This is a genomic window from Streptomyces sp. NPDC036813 (genome assembly GCF_055609245.1).
In genome coordinates this window covers 113183-130077 of record NZ_JBVJPV010000003.1, presented here as the reverse complement: position 1 = coordinate 130077, position 16895 = coordinate 113183, and the positions used below count along the sequence as shown (strand labels likewise).

Here is a 16895-nt window from a genome sequence, read left to right as displayed (position 1 = left end):
TGAGGAGCACATGACCGCCGAGAGCACGCCGGGTCCCGGCATACCCGAGGCGCCCGGGAACAGCAGCGGCCCGGGCCGTCGAGCCAAGGGCCGCCGCCGCAAGCCCCGCGCCAGGCGCAGAGGCGTCCTGATCGCGGCCTGGACGGCGGCGGGAATCGTCGTGCTGGGCGGTACCGGACTCGGGTACGTCTACTTCAAGCTCAACGGCAACATCAAGAGCATCGACATCAACCAGATGCTCGGCACCGACCGGCCCCAGAAGGTCGACAACGGTTCGCAGAACATCCTCGTCCTCGGCTCCGACACCCGCTCCGGCAGCAACAAGAAGCTCGGCGGCGGCGCGGACGACGGCAGCGCCCGGTCCGACACGGCGATGATCATCCACGTGTACAAGGGCCACAAGAAGGCCAGCGTGGTCTCCATCCCGCGCGACACGCTCATCGACCGCCCCGCCTGCACCGACACCCAGGGCACCACCCACGACGCAGCGCACGGCGTGATGTTCAACTCCGCCTACTCCACGGGTGGCGCGCCCTGCGCCGTCAAGACGGTCGAGGCCCTCACCGGCGTCCGCATGGACCACTACCTGGAGGTCGACTTCGCCGGCTTCCAGAAGCTCATCGACGAACTCGGCGGGGTCCGGATCACGACGACCAAGGACATCGCCGACCACGAGAGCCATCTGAACCTCAAGGCCGGCACCCACCGCCTCGACGGTCAGCAGGCGCTCGGCCTGGTCCGCACCCGGCACGGCGTCGGCGACGGCTCCGACCTCGGCCGTATCCAGCTCCAGCAGGCGTTCATCAAGGCCCTGGTCAAGCAGGTCAAGGACATCGGGGTCTTCACCAGCCCCAAGAAGCTCTACGACCTCGCCGACACCTCCACCAAGGCCGTCACCGCCGACTCCGGCCTCGGCTCGGTGAACTCCCTGATGTCCTTCGCCAACGGCCTGAAGGGCATCAGCCCCGCGAACATGACGATGGTCACCATGCCGGTCCAGTACGACCCGAACAACGGTAACCGTGTCCTGGTCGAGAAGACGAAGGCCGAGATGGTCTGGAACGCCCTGAAGAACGACCGCCCCATCCCGGAGTCGGCCACGCAAGGAACGGCCACGGGGGAAGCCAACGGCGTGGTGACCAACTGAAGGGGCGCGGGGCCGCAGGCGATGTGCGGCTCCGCCGCGTGGGCGCGACCGCGCACGACGCACCCGCACCCGCCCATGGCGCACCCCAGGCACCCCGGTGCGCGCACCACAGGAATAGAACAGCCGCACCCCCGGTTTGGGAGGATGGCACCAGTCCTGGCAGACTGGTACGTCGGCTCCGGTTCACGCCCCCGCACCCCGCGGCAGGCGACCCGGCGCCCTCCCGAAACCTAGGAGACACCTTGAAGCGCGACATCCACCCCGCGTACGTCGAGACGCAGGTCAGCTGCACCTGCGGCGCGTCGTTCACCACCCGCAGCACCATCGACTCGGGCACCATCCGGGCCGAGGTCTGCTCCGAGTGCCACCCGTTCTACACGGGCAAGCAGAAGATCCTCGACACCGGTGGCCGTGTGGCCCGCTTCGAGGCCCGCTTCGGCAAGGCCGCCGGCTCCAAGAAGTAGCGAGCCCCATTTCGCCGGTCCACGGCCGCACGCCCGCGTGGCGTGTGCGCCGGGACCGGCGTTTTTGGTCGCCCGCCTTCCCCCTTTGTCACGCAGTAGCAGGAGCCCAAGATGTTCGAGGCCGTCGAGGAACTCGTCAGCGAGCACGCCGAGCTGGAGAAGAAGCTCGCCGACCCGTCGGTCCACTCCGACCAGGCGAACGCCCGCAAGCTGAACAAGCGCTACGCCGAGCTCACCCCGATCGTCGCCACGTACCGCTCCTGGAAGCAGACCGGCGACGACATCGAGACCGCGCGCGAGTTCGCCGCCGACGACCCCGACTTCATCGCCGAGGTCAAGGAGCTGGAGAAGCAGCGCGAGGAGCTGACGGAGAAGCTGCGCCTCCTCCTCGTCCCGCGCGACCCCAGCGACGACAAGGACGTGATCCTCGAGGTCAAGGCCGGCGCCGGCGGCGACGAGTCCGCCCTGTTCGCCGGTGACCTGCTGCGCATGTACCTGCGCTATGCCGAGCGCGTCGGCTGGAAGACCGAGATCATCGACGCCACCGAGTCAGAGCTCGGCGGCTACAAGGACGTCCAGGTCGCCATCAAGACCCGCGGCCAGACCGAGCCCGGCCAGGGCGTGTGGGCCCGCCTGAAGTACGAGGGCGGTGTGCACCGCGTCCAGCGCGTCCCCGCCACCGAGTCCCAGGGCCGTATCCACACCTCCGCGGCCGGCGTGCTCGTCACGCCCGAGGCCGAGGAGGTCGACGTCGAGATCAACCCGAACGACCTGCGCATCGACGTCTACCGGTCCTCCGGCCCCGGCGGGCAGTCCGTGAACACCACCGACTCCGCCGTGCGCATCACGCACCTGCCGACCGGAGTCGTCGCCTCCTGCCAGAACGAGAAGAGCCAGCTCCAGAACAAGGAGCAGGCGATGCGTATCCTGCGCTCCAGGCTGCTGGCGGCGGCGCAGGAGGAAGCGGAGCGGGAGGCCGCCGACGCCCGGCGCAGCCAGGTCCGCACCGTCGACCGCTCCGAGAAGATCCGCACCTACAACTTCCCGGAGAACCGCATCTCCGACCACCGCGTCGGCTTCAAGGCGTACAACCTGGACCAGGTCCTGGACGGCGACCTCGACGCGGTGATCCAGGCCTGCGTCGACGCGGACTCGGCCGCCAAGCTCGCCGCCGCGTAAGCCACTACGAGTACCTCCGGAGGACGTGCGTGAATTTGCTGCTCGCAGAGGTGGCCCAGGCCACTCAGCGGCTCGCCGACGCGGGCGTGCCCTCGCCGCGCACCGACGCGGAGGAGCTCGCCGCGTTCGTGCACGGCGTCAAGCGCGGCGAGCTGCACTCCGTGAAGGACTCCGACTTCGACGCCCGGTACTGGGAGGTCATCGCCCGCCGTGAGCAGCGCGAGCCGCTGCAGCACATCACCGGCCGGGCCTACTTCCGCTATCTGGAGCTTCAGGTCGGCCCCGGCGTCTTCGTGCCGCGCCCGGAGACCGAGTCCGTGGTCGGCTGGGCCATAGACGCGGTCCGCGCCATGGACGTCGTCGAGCCGTGCATCGTCGACCTGTGCACCGGCTCCGGCGCCATCGCGCTGGCCCTCGCCCAGGAGGTGCCGCGCTCGCGCGTGTACGCCGTCGAGCTGTCCGACGAGGCCCTGCACTGGACGCGCAAGAACATGGAGGGCTCCCGGGTCGAACTGCGCCAGGGCGACGCCCTGACCGCCTTCCCGGACCTGGACGGCCAGGTCGACCTGGTCATCTCCAACCCGCCGTACATTCCGCTCACCGAGTGGGAGTACGTCGCCCCCGAGGCCCGCGACTACGACCCGCAGCTCGCCCTGTTCTCCGGCGAGGACGGCCTGGACCTCATCCGCGGCCTGGAACGCACCGCGCACCGCCTGCTGCGCCCCGGCGGCCTCGTCGTCGTCGAGCACGCCGACACACAGGGCGGCCAGGTGCCGTGGATCTTCACCGAGGAGAAGGGCTGGGCCGACGCGGCCGACCACCCCGACCTCAACAACCGCCCCCGCTTCGCCACCGCCCGCAAGGCGCTGCCGTGAGCACCACCCAGTCTTCGACCCCGCAGTACGTGTACGAGGAGGCCCGCTAGTTATGGCTCGGCGATACGACACCAACGACGCGACCGACCGTGTGACGGGTCTGCGCGAGGCCGCGTCCGCCGTCCGCCGCGGCGAACTCGTGGTGCTCCCCACGGACACGGTGTACGGCATCGGCGCCGACGCGTTCTCCAAGGAGGCCGTCGGGGACCTGCTGCAGGCCAAGGGCCGTGGGCGCAACATGCCCAGCCCGGTCCTCATCGGGTCGCCCAACACGCTGCACGGGCTCGTGACGGACTTCTCCGAGCAGGCCTGGGAACTGGTCGACGCGTTCTGGCCGGGCGCGCTCACCCTCGTCGCCAGGCACCAGCCGTCCCTCCAGTGGGACCTGGGCGAGACCCGTGGCACGGTGGCCATCCGGATGCCGCTGCACCCGGTCGCCATCGAGCTGCTCACCGAGTTCGGCCCGATGGCCGTCTCCTCCGCGAACCTCACCGGTCACCCGGCGCCGGAGACCTGTGACGCCGCCCAGCAGATGCTCGGCGACTCCGTCTCCGTCTACCTGGACGGCGGGCCCACCCCCGGCAACGTCCCCTCCTCCATCGTGGACGTCACCCGCGAGGTGCCCGTCCTCCTGCGCGAAGGCGCCCTCTCCCCGGAGGAGCTGCGCAAGGTCGTACCCGACCTCGAGGTGGCGAATTGACGGCCCCTGACGCGGGGCGTGGCATAGCCGGCGGGGGCTTCAACGGGGAGGAGACCACGACCTTCGGCTTCCCTCGCGACACCTTCCGCATCCTCCACGTCAGCACCGGCAACGTGTGCCGCTCGCCGATCACCGAGCGGCTGACCCGGCATTTCGTCTCCGAGCGGCTCGGCGTCCTGGGTGGTCCGATCATCGCGGAGAGCGCGGGCACCTGGGGCCACGAGGGCGCGCCCATGGAGTCCCACGCCGAGACGGTGCTGGCCGACTACGGCGCGGACGCGTCCGGCTTCATGGGCCGTGAGCTGCACGACGAGCACGTGATCCGGGCCGACCTGGTCCTCACCGCGACCCGGGACCACCGTGCCCAGGTGATCTCGATGGGGCACTCGGCGGGTCTGCGCACGTTCACGCTGAAGGAGTTCACCCGGCTGGTGCGGGCGATAGACCCCGCGACGCTGCCGCCGCTGGAGGACGGCGTGGTCAACCGCGCGCGGGCGCTGGTGCGGGCCGCGGCGGCTCTACGCGGGTGGCTCCAGGCGCCGACGGCCGAGGCGGACGAGGTGTACGACCCGTACGGGGCGCCGCTGGGCTTTTTTCGCAGCGTCGGTGAGGAGATCAGCGAGGCGCTGGACCCGGTGGTGACGGCCCTGACGGGCGTGCCGGCGCGGATGTAGCCGACGGGGGTGCAGCGGGCCGACGTTTCCAGGTGCCGGTTGCTGCGCCGGCCGGGGGGTGGGTCTCGCGGTCGGCGTTGACAGGTTGCCCGGTTTGCAGTGACCGCCGTGGGTCGCGCAGCCCGGCGCTTACGGGGTGCCTCCCCCAAGCACTACGTGCAGGGGGTACCCCCAGCCCACCCGTGCCGCCCCAGGCGGCACGCATGCCCGCGGCTTGGCCGACCCGGGGGCGCGGGGAACTGCGCGACCAGCCATCCACCCGCCCGCAGACGAATGACGACCTGGCGCCGCAGGCACCCGCACCCGCGAGACGCCCCCCACTCGGCCGCACGCACCGCGCCTCCCGAGCCGCCGCAGGCTTACCGTGGACGTACGTCAGCGTCGACGCCAGCCCGGAGCCCATCATGACGGTCACCCACGCCACCGAAGCCGCCGAAGGCACTCTGCGGCATCAGGACCCCGAGCTGGCCGACATCCTGCTCTCGGAGCGCACCCGGCAGGCGACGACGCTCCAGCTCATCGCGGCCGAGAACTTCACCTCGCCCGCCGTCCTGGCCGCCCTCGGCTCCCCGCTCGCCAACAAGTACGCCGAGGGCTATCCCGGCGCCCGCCATCACGGCGGCTGCGAGATCGTCGACGTCGCCGAGCGCATCGCCATCGACCGGGCGAAGAGCCTCTTCGGCGCCGACCACGCCAACGTGCAATCGCACTCCGGCTCCTCCGCCGTCCTCGCCGCCTACGCCGCCCTCCTGCGCCCCGGCGACAAGGTCCTCGCCCTGGGCCTCCCGTACGGCGGTCACCTCACGCACGGCTCCCCGGCGAACTTCTCCGGCCGCTGGTTCGACTTCGTCCCCTACGGCGTCGACGCCGAGACCGGCCTCATCGACCACGAACAGGTCCGCACGCTGGCCCGCGCCCACCGCCCGAAGGCGATCGTGTGCGGCTCCATCGCCTATCCGCGCCACCCCGACTACGCCTTCTTCCGCGAGGTCGCCGACGACGTGGGCGCCTATCTCATCGCCGACGCCGCCCACCCCATCGGCCTGGTCGCGGGGGGCGCCGCGCCCAGCCCGGTGCCGTACGCGGACATCGTGTGCGCCACCACGCACAAGGTGCTGCGCGGGCCGCGCGGCGGGATGATCCTGTGCAGCGAGGAACTGGCCGAACGCGTCGACCGGGCCGTGTTCCCCTTCACGCAGGGCGGCGCCCAGATGCACACGATCGCCGCCAAGGCGGTCGCGTTCGGTGAGGCGGCGACCCCGGCGTTCTCCGCGTACGCCCATCAGGTGGTCTCCAACGCGCGCGTCCTCGCCGGTCACCTGGCTGCCGAGGGACTGGTCGTCACCACGGGCGGCACCGACACGCACCTGATCACCGCCGACCCGGCGCCCCTCGGCGTGGACGGCCGTACCGCGCGCGGTCGGCTCGCCGCGGCCGGGATCATCATGGACTGCTGTGCGCTTCCCCACGCCGACGACCGCGGTCTGCGCCTGGGCACGGCGGCCGTGACGACGCAGGGCATGGGCGAGGCCGAGATGGTCCGCGTCGCCGCGCTGATCGCGGCGGCCCTGCTCGAAGGCGCCGACGCCAAGCGGATCCGGGACGACGTACGCGAACTGACCGAGGCGTTTCCGCCGTATCCGACGTGACGTGTGCGACGCACAGCCGTATCCCGCAGGAACCGGGGTAGGCGCACCCGCGTACCCGGCCCGGAACCGGCCGCACAGCCGCGCGTGCAACCATCCTGGCTACCCGGAAGTCCACAACCATATGCGCACCTCGCTAGGGTGTGGGGCTGAGATGGCCAGCGAGACCTGTGGGGAAGCCTGTGCGTGAATACCTGCTGACGCTCTGCATCACGGCCGCGGTGACGTACCTGCTGACAGGGCCGGTGCGGAAGTTCGCCATCGTGGCCGGCGCGATGCCGGAGATCCGGGCACGCGACGTGCACCGCGAACCCACTCCGCGGCTCGGCGGTATCGCGATGTTCTTCGGCCTGTGCGCGGGCCTGCTGGTCGCCGACCATCTCACCAACCTCAACGAGGTCTTCGAGAAGTCCAACGAGCCCCGCGCCCTGCTCTCGGGCGCGGCGCTGATCTGGCTGATCGGCGTGCTGGACGACAAGTTCGAGATCGACGCCCTGATCAAGCTGGGCGGCCAGATGATCGCCGCCGGTGTGATGGTGGTCCAGGGTCTGACGATCCTGTGGCTGCCGGTCCCCGGCGTCGGCACGGTCGCCCTCACTCAGTGGCAGGGCACGCTGCTGACCGTCGCACTCGTCGTGATCACCATCAACGCGGTGAACTTCGTCGACGGCCTGGACGGTCTCGCGGCCGGCATGGTGTGCATCGCGGCGGCCGCGTTCTTCATGTACGCCTACCGCGTCTGGTATTCGTACGGCATCGAGGCGGCCGCCCCGGCGACGCTGTTCGCGGCCGTGCTGATGGGCATGTGCCTGGGCTTCCTGCCGCACAACATGCATCCGGCCCGGATCTTCATGGGCGACTCCGGGTCCATGCTGATCGGGCTGGTCCTGGCGGCGGGCGCGATCTCGGTGACCGGGCAGGTCGACCCGGACGTGATGAACCTGTTCGCCGGTTCCGAGCGCAACACCGTGCACCAGATGGTGCCGGTCTACATCCCGCTGCTGCTTCCGCTCACCATCATCGCGATCCCCGCCGCCGACCTGCTCCTGGCGATCGTGCGCCGCACCTGGCGCGGCCAGTCGCCGTTCGCGGCGGACCGCGGACATCTGCACCACCGGCTGCTCGAGATCGGCCACTCGCACAGCCGGGCCGTGCTGATCATGTACTTCTGGTCGGCGCTGATCGCGTTCGGCGCGCTGGGCTACTCGGTCAACTCGGCCTCGATGTGGATCGTGTTGGGCGTGGTCGCCCTCAGCGCCATCGGCCTGGTGCTGCTCCTGCTGCCGCGGTTCACGCCGCGCGCCCCGATCTGGGCGGAGCGGTTCGTGCCGCCGCGCTACCGGCGCCGCCGTCGCCGCGTCATCGCCGAGCCGGCGGCCCGCCGCGCGCACCCGGCCGACGAGGACGAGCCGGACCGCACCCCGATCACCGCGGGCACCCCGGGCGTCTCGGGAGTCAACGGAGCGACGGCCATCGGCCCCCGTGCGCGCCTGCACGACCGGCGGAAGGCCGGTACCTCGCGCTGACGTCCGGCGCTGACGGCAAGGTAAGAATCTGACTAGAGCATTGCCAAGTCGTGGGGGAGTCTTTCGGTGCAATACCAGACAAATGGGCACCGAAATTGCACAGACGCGCACAGTCACTCTCATGCGTGACAGCAAGCACACCCAACAGGTAAAGACTGCATCAAATAGTTTGTGATACGGTTCACGAGAACCCCGGATAGAGCCGAAGGACCCTAGTGCGAGGGTCCGTCGACGCGAGGGCTGCATGCCCTCGGCCGGGACTACGCTCGTCCATGACGACACCCCTTGCCCCCTGTGAAAAGCGGAGTTGCCGCCATGCCGTCCAACGACGTCCGGATCCTGGCCCAGGCTGCCGTGCCCACGGCCGCCGTCGGCGCTGTAGCCGCCGTCGTGAGCGGTGTGGTCGCCGGCGGCAAGGGTGCGATCGGAGCGGTCGTCGCGACGCTGGTGGTGATCCTCTTCATGGGGATCGGCCTCTACGTCCTGCAGCGCACTGCCAAATCGCTTCCGCACCTCTTCCAGGCGATGGGTCTGATGCTCTACGCGGCGCAGATCCTGCTGCTGTTCGTCTTCGTCGCGGCTTTCAAGCACACGACGCTGTTTCACCCCAAGGCTTTCGCGCTGACGCTCGTCGCGACCACACTCGCGTGGATCGCCGCGCAGACGCGCGCCCATATGAAGGCCAAGATCCTGTACGTCGAGCCCGACAAGCCCGAGAAGACGGGGCACTCGTCGTGAGGGGTAGGGCCGGGATAAAGACGCTCGAGAGATCCTGCTATCGTCCGGTGCCAACTGCGGCATCGCGGGCGCGGGCATCTGAGCTGACGCCTGCTCATTCGCGAGGCGAGATGCCCCCAAGCCGCCCCCACATCCGTAACACCAGTCCCGTGCCGAACCGCGGCCGCACGCCGCGCCGACACAACGAGGTTGCCGTACCTATGCGCCACGCTGAAGGAGCCCGCGGTGAGTGCTGACCCGATGCAGACGCTCGCTTTCGACTCGAGCTGCCACCTGTTCGACGGGTGTGGTTTCGACAAGGTCGCACCGGGCCTGCACTCGTTCATGTTCGAGCCGCTCGTGGGCAACGCTGACGGCAACGGCTTCTACTTCAACAAGCCGATGCTGCTGGCCCTGCTGGGCTCCATCATCGTGGTGGGCTTCTTCTGGGCCGCGTTCGCCAAGCCCAAGGTCGTCCCGGGCAAGCTCCAGATGATCGCCGAGGCGGGCTACGACTTCGTACGCACCGGCATCGTCTACCAGACGCTCGGCAAGCGCGAGGGCGAGAAGTACGTCCCGCTCGCCGTCTCCCTGTTCTTCTTCGTCTGGATGATGAACCTCTGGTCGATCATCCCGGTCGCCCAGTTCCCGGTGACGTCGATCATCGCGTACCCGATCGTGCTCGCCCTGATCGTGTACATCACGTGGGTCGTCCTGACCTTCAAGCGTCAGGGCTTCGTCGGCTTCTTCAAGAACGTCACCGGCTACGACAAGTCGCTCGGCGCCGTTCTGCCGCTGTCGATGACCATCGAGTTCTTCTCGAACCTGCTGGTCCGCCCGTTCACCCACGCCGTGCGACTGTTCGCGAACATGTTCGCCGGTCACACCCTGCTGGTCCTCTTCACCGTCGCCAGCTGGTACATGCTGAACGGCATCGGCATCGCCTACTCCGCGGTCTCGTTCTCGATGACCATCGTGATGACCCTCTTCGAGCTCTTCATCCAGGCCGTGCAGGCGTACGTCTTCGTCCTGCTGACGTGCACCTACATCCAGGGCGCGCTCGCCGAGCACCACTGAGCACCCGCCCGCACCCCACCCACAGACACCCGGTGGCCAACCCCCACCGGTCACTGAAAGAGAAGGAAGAACCGGCATGTCCGCTCTCCAGACCCTCGCTGCGGTCGACGGCAACCTCGGCTCCATCGGTTACGGCCTCGCCGCGATCGGCCCGGGCGTCGGCGTCGGCATCATCTTCGGTAACGGCACCCAGGCCCTGGCCCGCCAGCCCGAGGCGGCCGGCCTCATCCGCGCCAACCAGATCCTCGGCTTCGCCTTCTGTGAGGCGCTCGCCCTCATCGGCCTGGTCATGCCGTTCGTTTACTAAGACGGACGACAGCGACAGCCCCATTCGACGAAAGGCACTGATGTGAACCTCATGGTTCTGGCGGCCGAGAAGGAGAACCCTCTCGTTCCGCCGTGGCCCGAGCTCGTCATCGGCCTGATCGCCTTCGTCATCGTCTTCGGCTTCCTTGCCAAGAAGCTCCTCCCGACCATCAACAAGGTTCTGGAAGAGCGTCGCGAGGCCATCGAGGGCGGTATCGAGAAGGCCGAGGCCGCACAGACCGAGGCCCAGAGCGTCCTCGAGCAGTACAAGGCCCAGCTCGCCGAGGCCCGGCACGAGGCCGCGCGCCTGCGCCAGGAGGCGCAGGAGCAGGGTGCCGCGCTCATCGCCGAGATGCGCGCCGAGGGCCAGCGGCAGCGTGAGGAGATCATCGCCGCCGGCCACGCGCAGATCGAGGCCGACCGCAAGGCCGCCGCGTCCGCGCTCCGGCAGGACGTCGGCAAGCTCGCCACGGACCTGGCCGGCAAGCTCGTCGGTGAGTCCCTTGCGGACCACGCCCGGCAGAGCCGCGTGATCGACCGCTTCCTCGACGAGCTTGAGGAGAAGGCCGAGGCGACTCGATGACCGCGCACGGAGCGAGCCGCGAGGCCCTTGCCGCCGCACGCGAGCGTCTGGACGCACTGACGGACAACACGGCTGTGGACGCGGCGAACCTCGCCGACGAGCTGGCCGCCGTCACCGCGCTGCTCGACCGCGAGGTGTCGCTGCGTCGGGTCCTCACCGACCCGGCGCAGGCCGGTGAAGCCAAGGCCGAGCTGGCCCAGCGCCTGCTCGGCGGCCAGGTCAGCGGCGAGACCGCCGACCTGGTGGCCGGCCTGGTCCGCTCCCGCTGGTCGCAGTCCCGCGACCTGGTGGACGTGCTCGAGGAGCTGGCGGACGTCGCCGACCTCACGGCCGCCCAGCGGGCGGGCACGCTCGACGACGTCGAGGACGAGCTGTTCCGGTTCGGCCGGATCGTCTCCTCCAGCACCGAGCTGCGCGCCGCGCTGACCAACCGCAAGGCCGGCACCCCGGCCAAGAGCGAGCTGCTGCGCAGCCTGCTCGGCGGCCGCGCCAAGGCGACCACCGAGCGTCTGGTCACGCGCCTTGTGACCGCGCCGCGGGGACGTAGCCTGGAAGCGGGACTCGAGTCCCTGTCCAAGCTCGCCGCCGACCGCCGGGACCGCACGGTCGCCGTCGTCACCTCGGCGGTGCCGCTGAGCGACGGCCAGAAGCAGCGCCTCGGCGCCGCGCTGACCAAGCTCTACGGCCGTCGGATGCACCTCAACCTCGACGTGGACCCCGAGGTCCTCGGCGGGATCCGGGTGCAGGTCGGTGACGAGGTCATCAACGGCTCCCTCGCGGACCGGCTGGAAGACGCCGCCCGCCGCATGGCGAGCTGAGCGGCGCTCGGCAAACAAAGACAGCAGTACGTACTTACGGCCCGGGTTGGGCCGTGCAGAGGATTCACCTCCTGTTGGGGGGAGTCCCCATCCCCCCAAAGTGAAACTTCGGGCCCAACAAGGAGAGCAGGGAACCCAGATGGCGGAGCTCACGATCCGGCCGGAGGAGATCCGGGACGCACTGGAGACCTTCGTCCAGTCGTACAAGCCGGACGCGGCCTCGCGCGAGGAGGTCGGCACGGTCACCCTTGCCGGCGACGGCATCGCGAAGGTCGAGGGCCTGCCCTCGGCCATGGCCAACGAACTGCTGAAGTTCGAGGACGGCACCCTCGGCCTCGCCCTCAACCTCGAGGAGCGCGAGATCGGTGCCATCGTCCTCGGTGAGTTCAGCGGCATCGAGGAGGGTCAGCCGGTCACCCGTACCGGTGAGGTCCTCTCCGTGGCGGTCGGCGAGGGCTACCTCGGCCGTGTCGTCGACCCGCTCGGCAACCCGATCGACGGCCTCGGCGAGATCGAGACCGACAGCCGCCGTGCGCTGGAGCTGCAGGCCCCCACGGTCATGCAGCGCAAGTCGGTGCACGAGCCGATGGAGACGGGCTACAAGGCCGTCGACGCCATGACCCCGATCGGCCGTGGCCAGCGTCAGCTGATCATCGGTGACCGTCAGACCGGCAAGACCGCGCTGGCCGTCGACACGATCATCAACCAGCGTGACAACTGGCGCTCCGGCGACCCGAAGAAGCAGGTCCGCTGCATCTACGTCGCCATCGGCCAGAAGGGCTCCACCATCGCGTCGGTCCGCCGCGCGCTGGAGGAGAACGGCGCGCTGGAGTACACGACCATCGTCGCCGCCCCGGCGTCCGACCCGGCCGGCTTCAAGTACCTGGCGCCCTACACCGGTTCCGCCATCGGTCAGCACTGGATGTACCAGGGCAAGCACGTCCTGATCATCTTCGACGACCTGTCGAAGCAGGCCGACGCCTACCGTGCCGTGTCCCTGCTGCTGCGCCGCCCGCCGGGCCGTGAGGCCTACCCGGGTGACGTCTTCTACCTGCACTCCCGTCTGCTGGAGCGCTGCGCGAAGCTCTCCGACGACATGGGCGCGGGCTCGATGACCGGTCTGCCGATCGTCGAGACGAAGGCCAACGACGTCTCGGCGTTCATCCCGACCAACGTCATCTCCATCACCGACGGCCAGTGCTTCCTGGAGTCCGACCTGTTCAACGCCGGTCAGCGTCCGGCCCTGAACGTCGGTATCTCGGTCTCCCGCGTCGGTGGCTCCGCCCAGCACAAGGCCATGAAGCAGGTCTCCGGCCGTCTGCGCGTGGACCTCGCCCAGTTCCGTGAGCTGGAGGCGTTCGCCGCCTTCGGTTCCGACCTGGACGCCGCCTCCAAGTCCCAGCTGGAGCGCGGTCAGCGCATGGTCGAGCTGCTGAAGCAGGACCAGTACCAGCCGATGTCCACCGAGGACCAGGTCGTCTCCGTGTGGGCCGGCACCACCGGCAAGATGGACGACGTCCCGGTCGCCGACATCCGCCGCTTCGAGAAGGAGCTGCTGGAGTACCTGCACCGCAAGGAGCAGGGCCTCATGACCTCCATCCGTGAGGGCGGCAAGATGTCCGACGACACCCTGACGGCCGTCGCCGACGCGATCGCGGAGTTCAAGAAGCAGTTCGAGACCTCGGACGGCAAGCTGCTCGGCGAGGACGCCCCGTCCGCCGCCAAGTGACGTAAGGAAGGGACCTGACTCATGGGAGCCCAGCTCCGGGTCTACAAGCGTCGCATCCGATCCGTCACCGCGACCAAGAAGATCACGAAGGCGATGGAGATGATCGCCGCCTCGCGCGTCGTCAAGGCGCAGCGCAAGGTGGCGGCCTCCACTCCCTACGCGACCGAGCTGACGCGCGCTGTCACGGCCGTCGGTACCGGTTCCAACACCCGGCACCCGCTCACCACGGAGGCGGACAATCCGACCCGTGCCGCGGTCCTGCTCCTCACGAGCGACCGCGGTCTGGCCGGCGCCTTCAACTCCAACGCCATCAAGGCCGCGGAGCAGCTGACCGCGCGCCTGGAGCGCGAGGGCAAGCAGGTCGACACGTACATCGTCGGCCGGCGTGGTGTCGCCCACTACAACTTCCGTGAGCGCACCGTCGCTCAGTCGTGGACGGGCTTCACCGACGAGCCGTCGTACGCGGACGCCAAGAAGGTCGCGGCGCCCCTGATCGAGGCGATCGAGAAGGACACGGCCGAGGGTGGTGTGGACGAGCTCCACATCGTCTTCACCGAGTTCGTCTCGATGATGACGCAGACGGCGCTGGACGCCCGGCTGCTTCCGCTGCGTCTCGAAGAGGTCGCCGAGGAGGTCGCGCCGCAGGGCGAGATCCTCCCGCTGTACGACTTCGAGCCCTCGGCGGAGGACGTCCTCGACGCCCTGCTGCCGCGCTACGTGGAGAGCCGCATCTACAACGCGCTGCTCCAGTCGGCCGCTTCGAAGCACGCCGCCACGCGGCGCGCGATGAAGTCGGCCACCGACAACGCGGGCGAGCTGATCAACACGCTCTCCCGTCTTGCCAACGCGGCCCGCCAGGCCGAAATCACCCAGGAAATCAGCGAGATCGTCGGTGGCGCGAGCGCCCTCGCCGACGCGACCGCGGGGAGTGACCGATAATGACCACCACTGTTGAGACCGCGACGGCTACGGGCCGCGTCGCCCGGGTCATCGGCCCGGTCGTCGACGTGGAGTTCCCCGTCGACGCGATGCCGGAGATCTACAACGCCCTCCACGTCGAGGTCGCAGACCCGGCCAACGCGGGCGAGAAGAAGATCCTGACCCTGGAGGTCGCCCAGCACCTGGGTGACGGCCTGGTCCGCACCATCTCCATGCAGCCCACCGACGGCCTGGTCCGCCAGGCCCCGGTCACCGACACCGGCGACGGCATCACCGTCCCGGTCGGCGACTTCACCAAGGGCAAGGTGTTCAACACCCTCGGTGAGGTGCTGAACGTCGACGAGACCTACGAGGGCGAGCGCTGGTCCATCCACCGCAAGGCCCCGAACTTCGACGAGCTCGAGTCGAAGACCGAGATGTTCGAGACCGGCGTCAAGGTCATCGACCTGCTGACCCCGTACGTCAAGGGCGGCAAGATCGGTCTGTTCGGCGGCGCCGGCGTCGGCAAGACGGTGCTCATCCAGGAGATGATCTACCGCGTCGCCAACAACCACGACGGTGTCTCCGTGTTCGCCGGTGTCGGTGAGCGCACCCGTGAGGGCAACGACCTGATCGAGGAGATGTCCGACTCGGGCGTCATCGACAAGACCGCGCTGGTCTTCGGTCAGATGGACGAGCCCCCGGGCACCCGTCTGCGCGTCGCGCTGGCCGGCCTGACCATGGCCGAGTACTTCCGTGACGTCCAGAAGCAGGACGTGCTGTTCTTCATCGACAACATCTTCCGCTTCACGCAGGCCGGCTCCGAGGTCTCCACCCTGCTCGGCCGTATGCCGTCCGCGGTGGGTTACCAGCCGAACCTGGCCGACGAGATGGGTCTCCTCCAGGAGCGCATCACGTCGACCCGCGGTCACTCGATCACCTCGATGCAGGCGATCTACGTCCCCGCCGACGACCTGACCGACCCGGCCCCGGCGACCACCTTCGCCCACCTCGACGCGACGACGGTTCTGTCCCGTCCGATCTCCGAGAAGGGCATCTACCCGGCCGTGGACCCGCTGGACTCCACGTCCCGGATCCTGGACCCGCGCTACATCACGCAGGACCACTACAACGCGGCCATGCGCGTGAAGAACATCCTGCAGAAGTACAAGGACCTCCAGGACATCATCGCGATCCTCGGTATCGACGAGCTCGGCGAGGAGGACAAGCTCGTCGTCCACCGTGCCCGTCGTGTGGAGCGCTTCCTGTCCCAGAACACCCACGTCGCCAAGCAGTTCACCGGCGTGGACGGCTCGGACGTGCCGCTCGACGAGTCGATCGCCGCGTTCAACGCGATCTGCGACGGTGAGTACGACCACTTCCCCGAGCAGGCGTTCTTCATGTGCGGTGGCCTCGAGGACCTCAAGGCCAACGCCAAGGAGCTCGGCGTCTCCTGAACTCGGCCTGAGTTCGTGTGAGGGGGCGGGTACGTCCCGCCCCCTCTGCCACGCCTACTAGAATTGACCCCAACACCCGGCACAACCGCCGGGTGGTGACCCGAGGAGCCACCCTTGGCTGCTGAGCTGCACGTCGAGCTGGTCGCCGCCGACCGCCAGGTCTGGTCCGGCGAGGCCACCCTGGTCGTCGCGCGCACCACGTCCGGCGACATCGGCGTCATGCCCGGTCACCAGCCGCTGCTCGGTGTGCTGGAGTCGGGCCCGGTGACCATCCGGACGAGCGAGGGAGGGACGGTCGTCGCAGCGGTGCACGGCGGTTTCATCTCGTTCGCCGACAACAAGCTGTCGCTGCTCGCGGAGATCGCCGAGCTGTCCGACGAGATCGACGTCCAGCGCGTGGAGCGTGAGCTCGAGCGCGCGAAGGCGGAGGGCGACGCCACGGCGGAGCGCCGAGCGGACGTACGACTGCGTGCGGCGACGGCCCGCTGAGACGCGAGTACGCCTTACGATGACCTACTCAGCCGCGGTCGGCACCGGAGTGATCCGGAGCCGACCGCGGCTGAGGCAGATCTGGATGTTTTTTCCGTTCCGTTACCTAGGAGTCGAGGAGGTCGGTAGTCGATGGTCCTCGCTCTGACTGTGTGCGGAATCGTCGTCGCCCTCGTGGTGCTGGGTCTGTTCGTCTTCGGTCTGCGGCGCAGGCTGATCCAGCGCTCCGGGGGCACCTTCGACTGCAGCCTGCGCTGGGACGTGGCGGAGAACCCCGACACCAGCGGCAAAGGCTGGTCGTACGGCGTCGCCCGGTACAGCGGCGACCGCGTCGAGTGGTTCCGGGTCTTCTCCTACGCCCCGCGTCCGCGCCGGGTCCTGGAGCGCGGCTCCATCGAGGTGGCCGGACGCCGGCTGCCGGAGGGCGAGGAGGAGCTGGCGCTGCTGTCCGACGCGGTGATCCTCGCCTGTCTCCATCGGGGTACGCGCCTCGAACTCGCGATGAGCGAAGACGCGCTGACCGGATTTCTCGCGTGGCTGGAGGCAGCCCCGCCCGGTCAGCGGGTGAATGTGGCGTAGCCAGCTTCACC

General features: G+C 69.2%; 18 protein-coding genes. All 18 read left to right on the top strand.

From position 1 onward, the window contains the following. Positions 1 to 10 precede the first annotated feature (10 nt). A complete protein-coding gene (locus ACZ67Q_RS08150) occupies positions 11 to 1147 on the top strand; it encodes an LCP family protein (RefSeq protein WP_471178012.1) in 1137 nt (378 codons plus the stop codon). 242 nt (positions 1148 to 1389) lie between these two features. After that, positions 1390 to 1611 carry a 50S ribosomal protein L31 gene (gene rpmE, locus ACZ67Q_RS08145; protein ID WP_190013247.1) on the top strand — a complete coding sequence of 74 codons (222 nt, stop codon included), beginning with the start codon at positions 1390 to 1392 and terminating at the stop codon, positions 1609 to 1611. Between the two features lie 111 nt (positions 1612 to 1722). Further along, complete coding sequence (gene prfA, locus ACZ67Q_RS08140; protein ID WP_471178008.1) at positions 1723 to 2790, top strand: peptide chain release factor 1; 1068 nt, start codon at positions 1723 to 1725, stop codon at positions 2788 to 2790. A gap of 29 nt (positions 2791 to 2819) precedes the next feature. Beyond that, the gene (prmC, locus tag ACZ67Q_RS08135; RefSeq protein ID WP_469810615.1) at positions 2820 to 3665 is read left to right on the top strand and encodes a peptide chain release factor N(5)-glutamine methyltransferase; all 846 of its coding nucleotides are present in this window, start codon (positions 2820 to 2822) and stop codon (positions 3663 to 3665) included. Between the two features lie 52 nt (positions 3666 to 3717). Next, the gene (locus ACZ67Q_RS08130; RefSeq protein ID WP_471178006.1) at positions 3718 to 4365 is read left to right on the top strand and encodes an L-threonylcarbamoyladenylate synthase; all 648 of its coding nucleotides are present in this window, start codon (positions 3718 to 3720) and stop codon (positions 4363 to 4365) included. Continuing rightward, on the top strand, positions 4362 to 5039 hold the full coding sequence (locus tag ACZ67Q_RS08125; protein ID WP_471178003.1) for an arsenate reductase/protein-tyrosine-phosphatase family protein: 678 nt from the start codon (positions 4362 to 4364) through the stop codon (positions 5037 to 5039). The genes ACZ67Q_RS08130 and ACZ67Q_RS08125 overlap by 4 nt, the downstream gene beginning before the upstream one ends. Positions 5040 to 5443: 404 nt before the next feature. Continuing rightward, entirely contained in the window at positions 5444 to 6688 is a 1245-nt protein-coding gene (locus ACZ67Q_RS08120) for a serine hydroxymethyltransferase (protein WP_471178000.1), read from the top strand. 179 nt (positions 6689 to 6867) lie between these two features. Then, positions 6868 to 8211, top strand: coding sequence for an MraY family glycosyltransferase (locus ACZ67Q_RS08115; protein WP_471177997.1), 1344 nt, complete (start codon positions 6868 to 6870; stop codon positions 8209 to 8211). 315 nt (positions 8212 to 8526) lie between these two features. Continuing rightward, positions 8527 to 8949, top strand: coding sequence for a hypothetical protein (locus ACZ67Q_RS08110; RefSeq protein WP_366841154.1), 423 nt, complete (start codon positions 8527 to 8529; stop codon positions 8947 to 8949). 225 nt (positions 8950 to 9174) lie between these two features. Next, positions 9175 to 10005 (top strand): F0F1 ATP synthase subunit A, encoded by an 831-nt coding sequence (atpB, locus tag ACZ67Q_RS08105; protein WP_361631748.1) that lies wholly within the window; start codon positions 9175 to 9177, stop codon positions 10003 to 10005. A 76-nt stretch (positions 10006 to 10081) separates the two neighbouring features. Then, on the top strand, positions 10082 to 10312 hold the full coding sequence (gene atpE, locus ACZ67Q_RS08100; RefSeq protein ID WP_103780068.1) for an ATP synthase F0 subunit C: 231 nt from the start codon (positions 10082 to 10084) through the stop codon (positions 10310 to 10312). 51 nt (positions 10313 to 10363) lie between these two features. After that, the gene (locus ACZ67Q_RS08095; protein ID WP_361631904.1) at positions 10364 to 10894 is read left to right on the top strand and encodes a F0F1 ATP synthase subunit B; all 531 of its coding nucleotides are present in this window, start codon (positions 10364 to 10366) and stop codon (positions 10892 to 10894) included. Then, entirely contained in the window at positions 10891 to 11712 is an 822-nt protein-coding gene (locus tag ACZ67Q_RS08090) for a F0F1 ATP synthase subunit delta (RefSeq protein ID WP_471177994.1), read from the top strand. The genes ACZ67Q_RS08095 and ACZ67Q_RS08090 overlap by 4 nt, the downstream gene beginning before the upstream one ends. Positions 11713 to 11851: 139 nt before the next feature. Beyond that, entirely contained in the window at positions 11852 to 13441 is a 1590-nt protein-coding gene (atpA, locus tag ACZ67Q_RS08085; RefSeq protein WP_469810625.1) for a F0F1 ATP synthase subunit alpha, read from the top strand. 21 nt (positions 13442 to 13462) lie between these two features. Then, positions 13463 to 14380, top strand: a complete 918-nt coding sequence (locus tag ACZ67Q_RS08080; RefSeq protein WP_471177991.1) for a F0F1 ATP synthase subunit gamma — start codon at positions 13463 to 13465, stop codon at positions 14378 to 14380. Beyond that, the gene (gene atpD, locus ACZ67Q_RS08075; RefSeq protein WP_469810629.1) at positions 14380 to 15816 is read left to right on the top strand and encodes a F0F1 ATP synthase subunit beta; all 1437 of its coding nucleotides are present in this window, start codon (positions 14380 to 14382) and stop codon (positions 15814 to 15816) included. Before ACZ67Q_RS08080 ends, atpD begins: the two co-directional genes overlap by 1 nt. A 114-nt stretch (positions 15817 to 15930) precedes the next feature. Continuing rightward, positions 15931 to 16305, top strand: a complete 375-nt coding sequence (locus tag ACZ67Q_RS08070) for a F0F1 ATP synthase subunit epsilon (RefSeq protein WP_361631758.1) — start codon at positions 15931 to 15933, stop codon at positions 16303 to 16305. 132 nt (positions 16306 to 16437) lie between these two features. Beyond that, positions 16438 to 16884, top strand: a complete 447-nt coding sequence (locus ACZ67Q_RS08065) for a DUF2550 domain-containing protein (protein ID WP_471177988.1) — start codon at positions 16438 to 16440, stop codon at positions 16882 to 16884. Positions 16885 to 16895 lie beyond the last annotated feature (11 nt).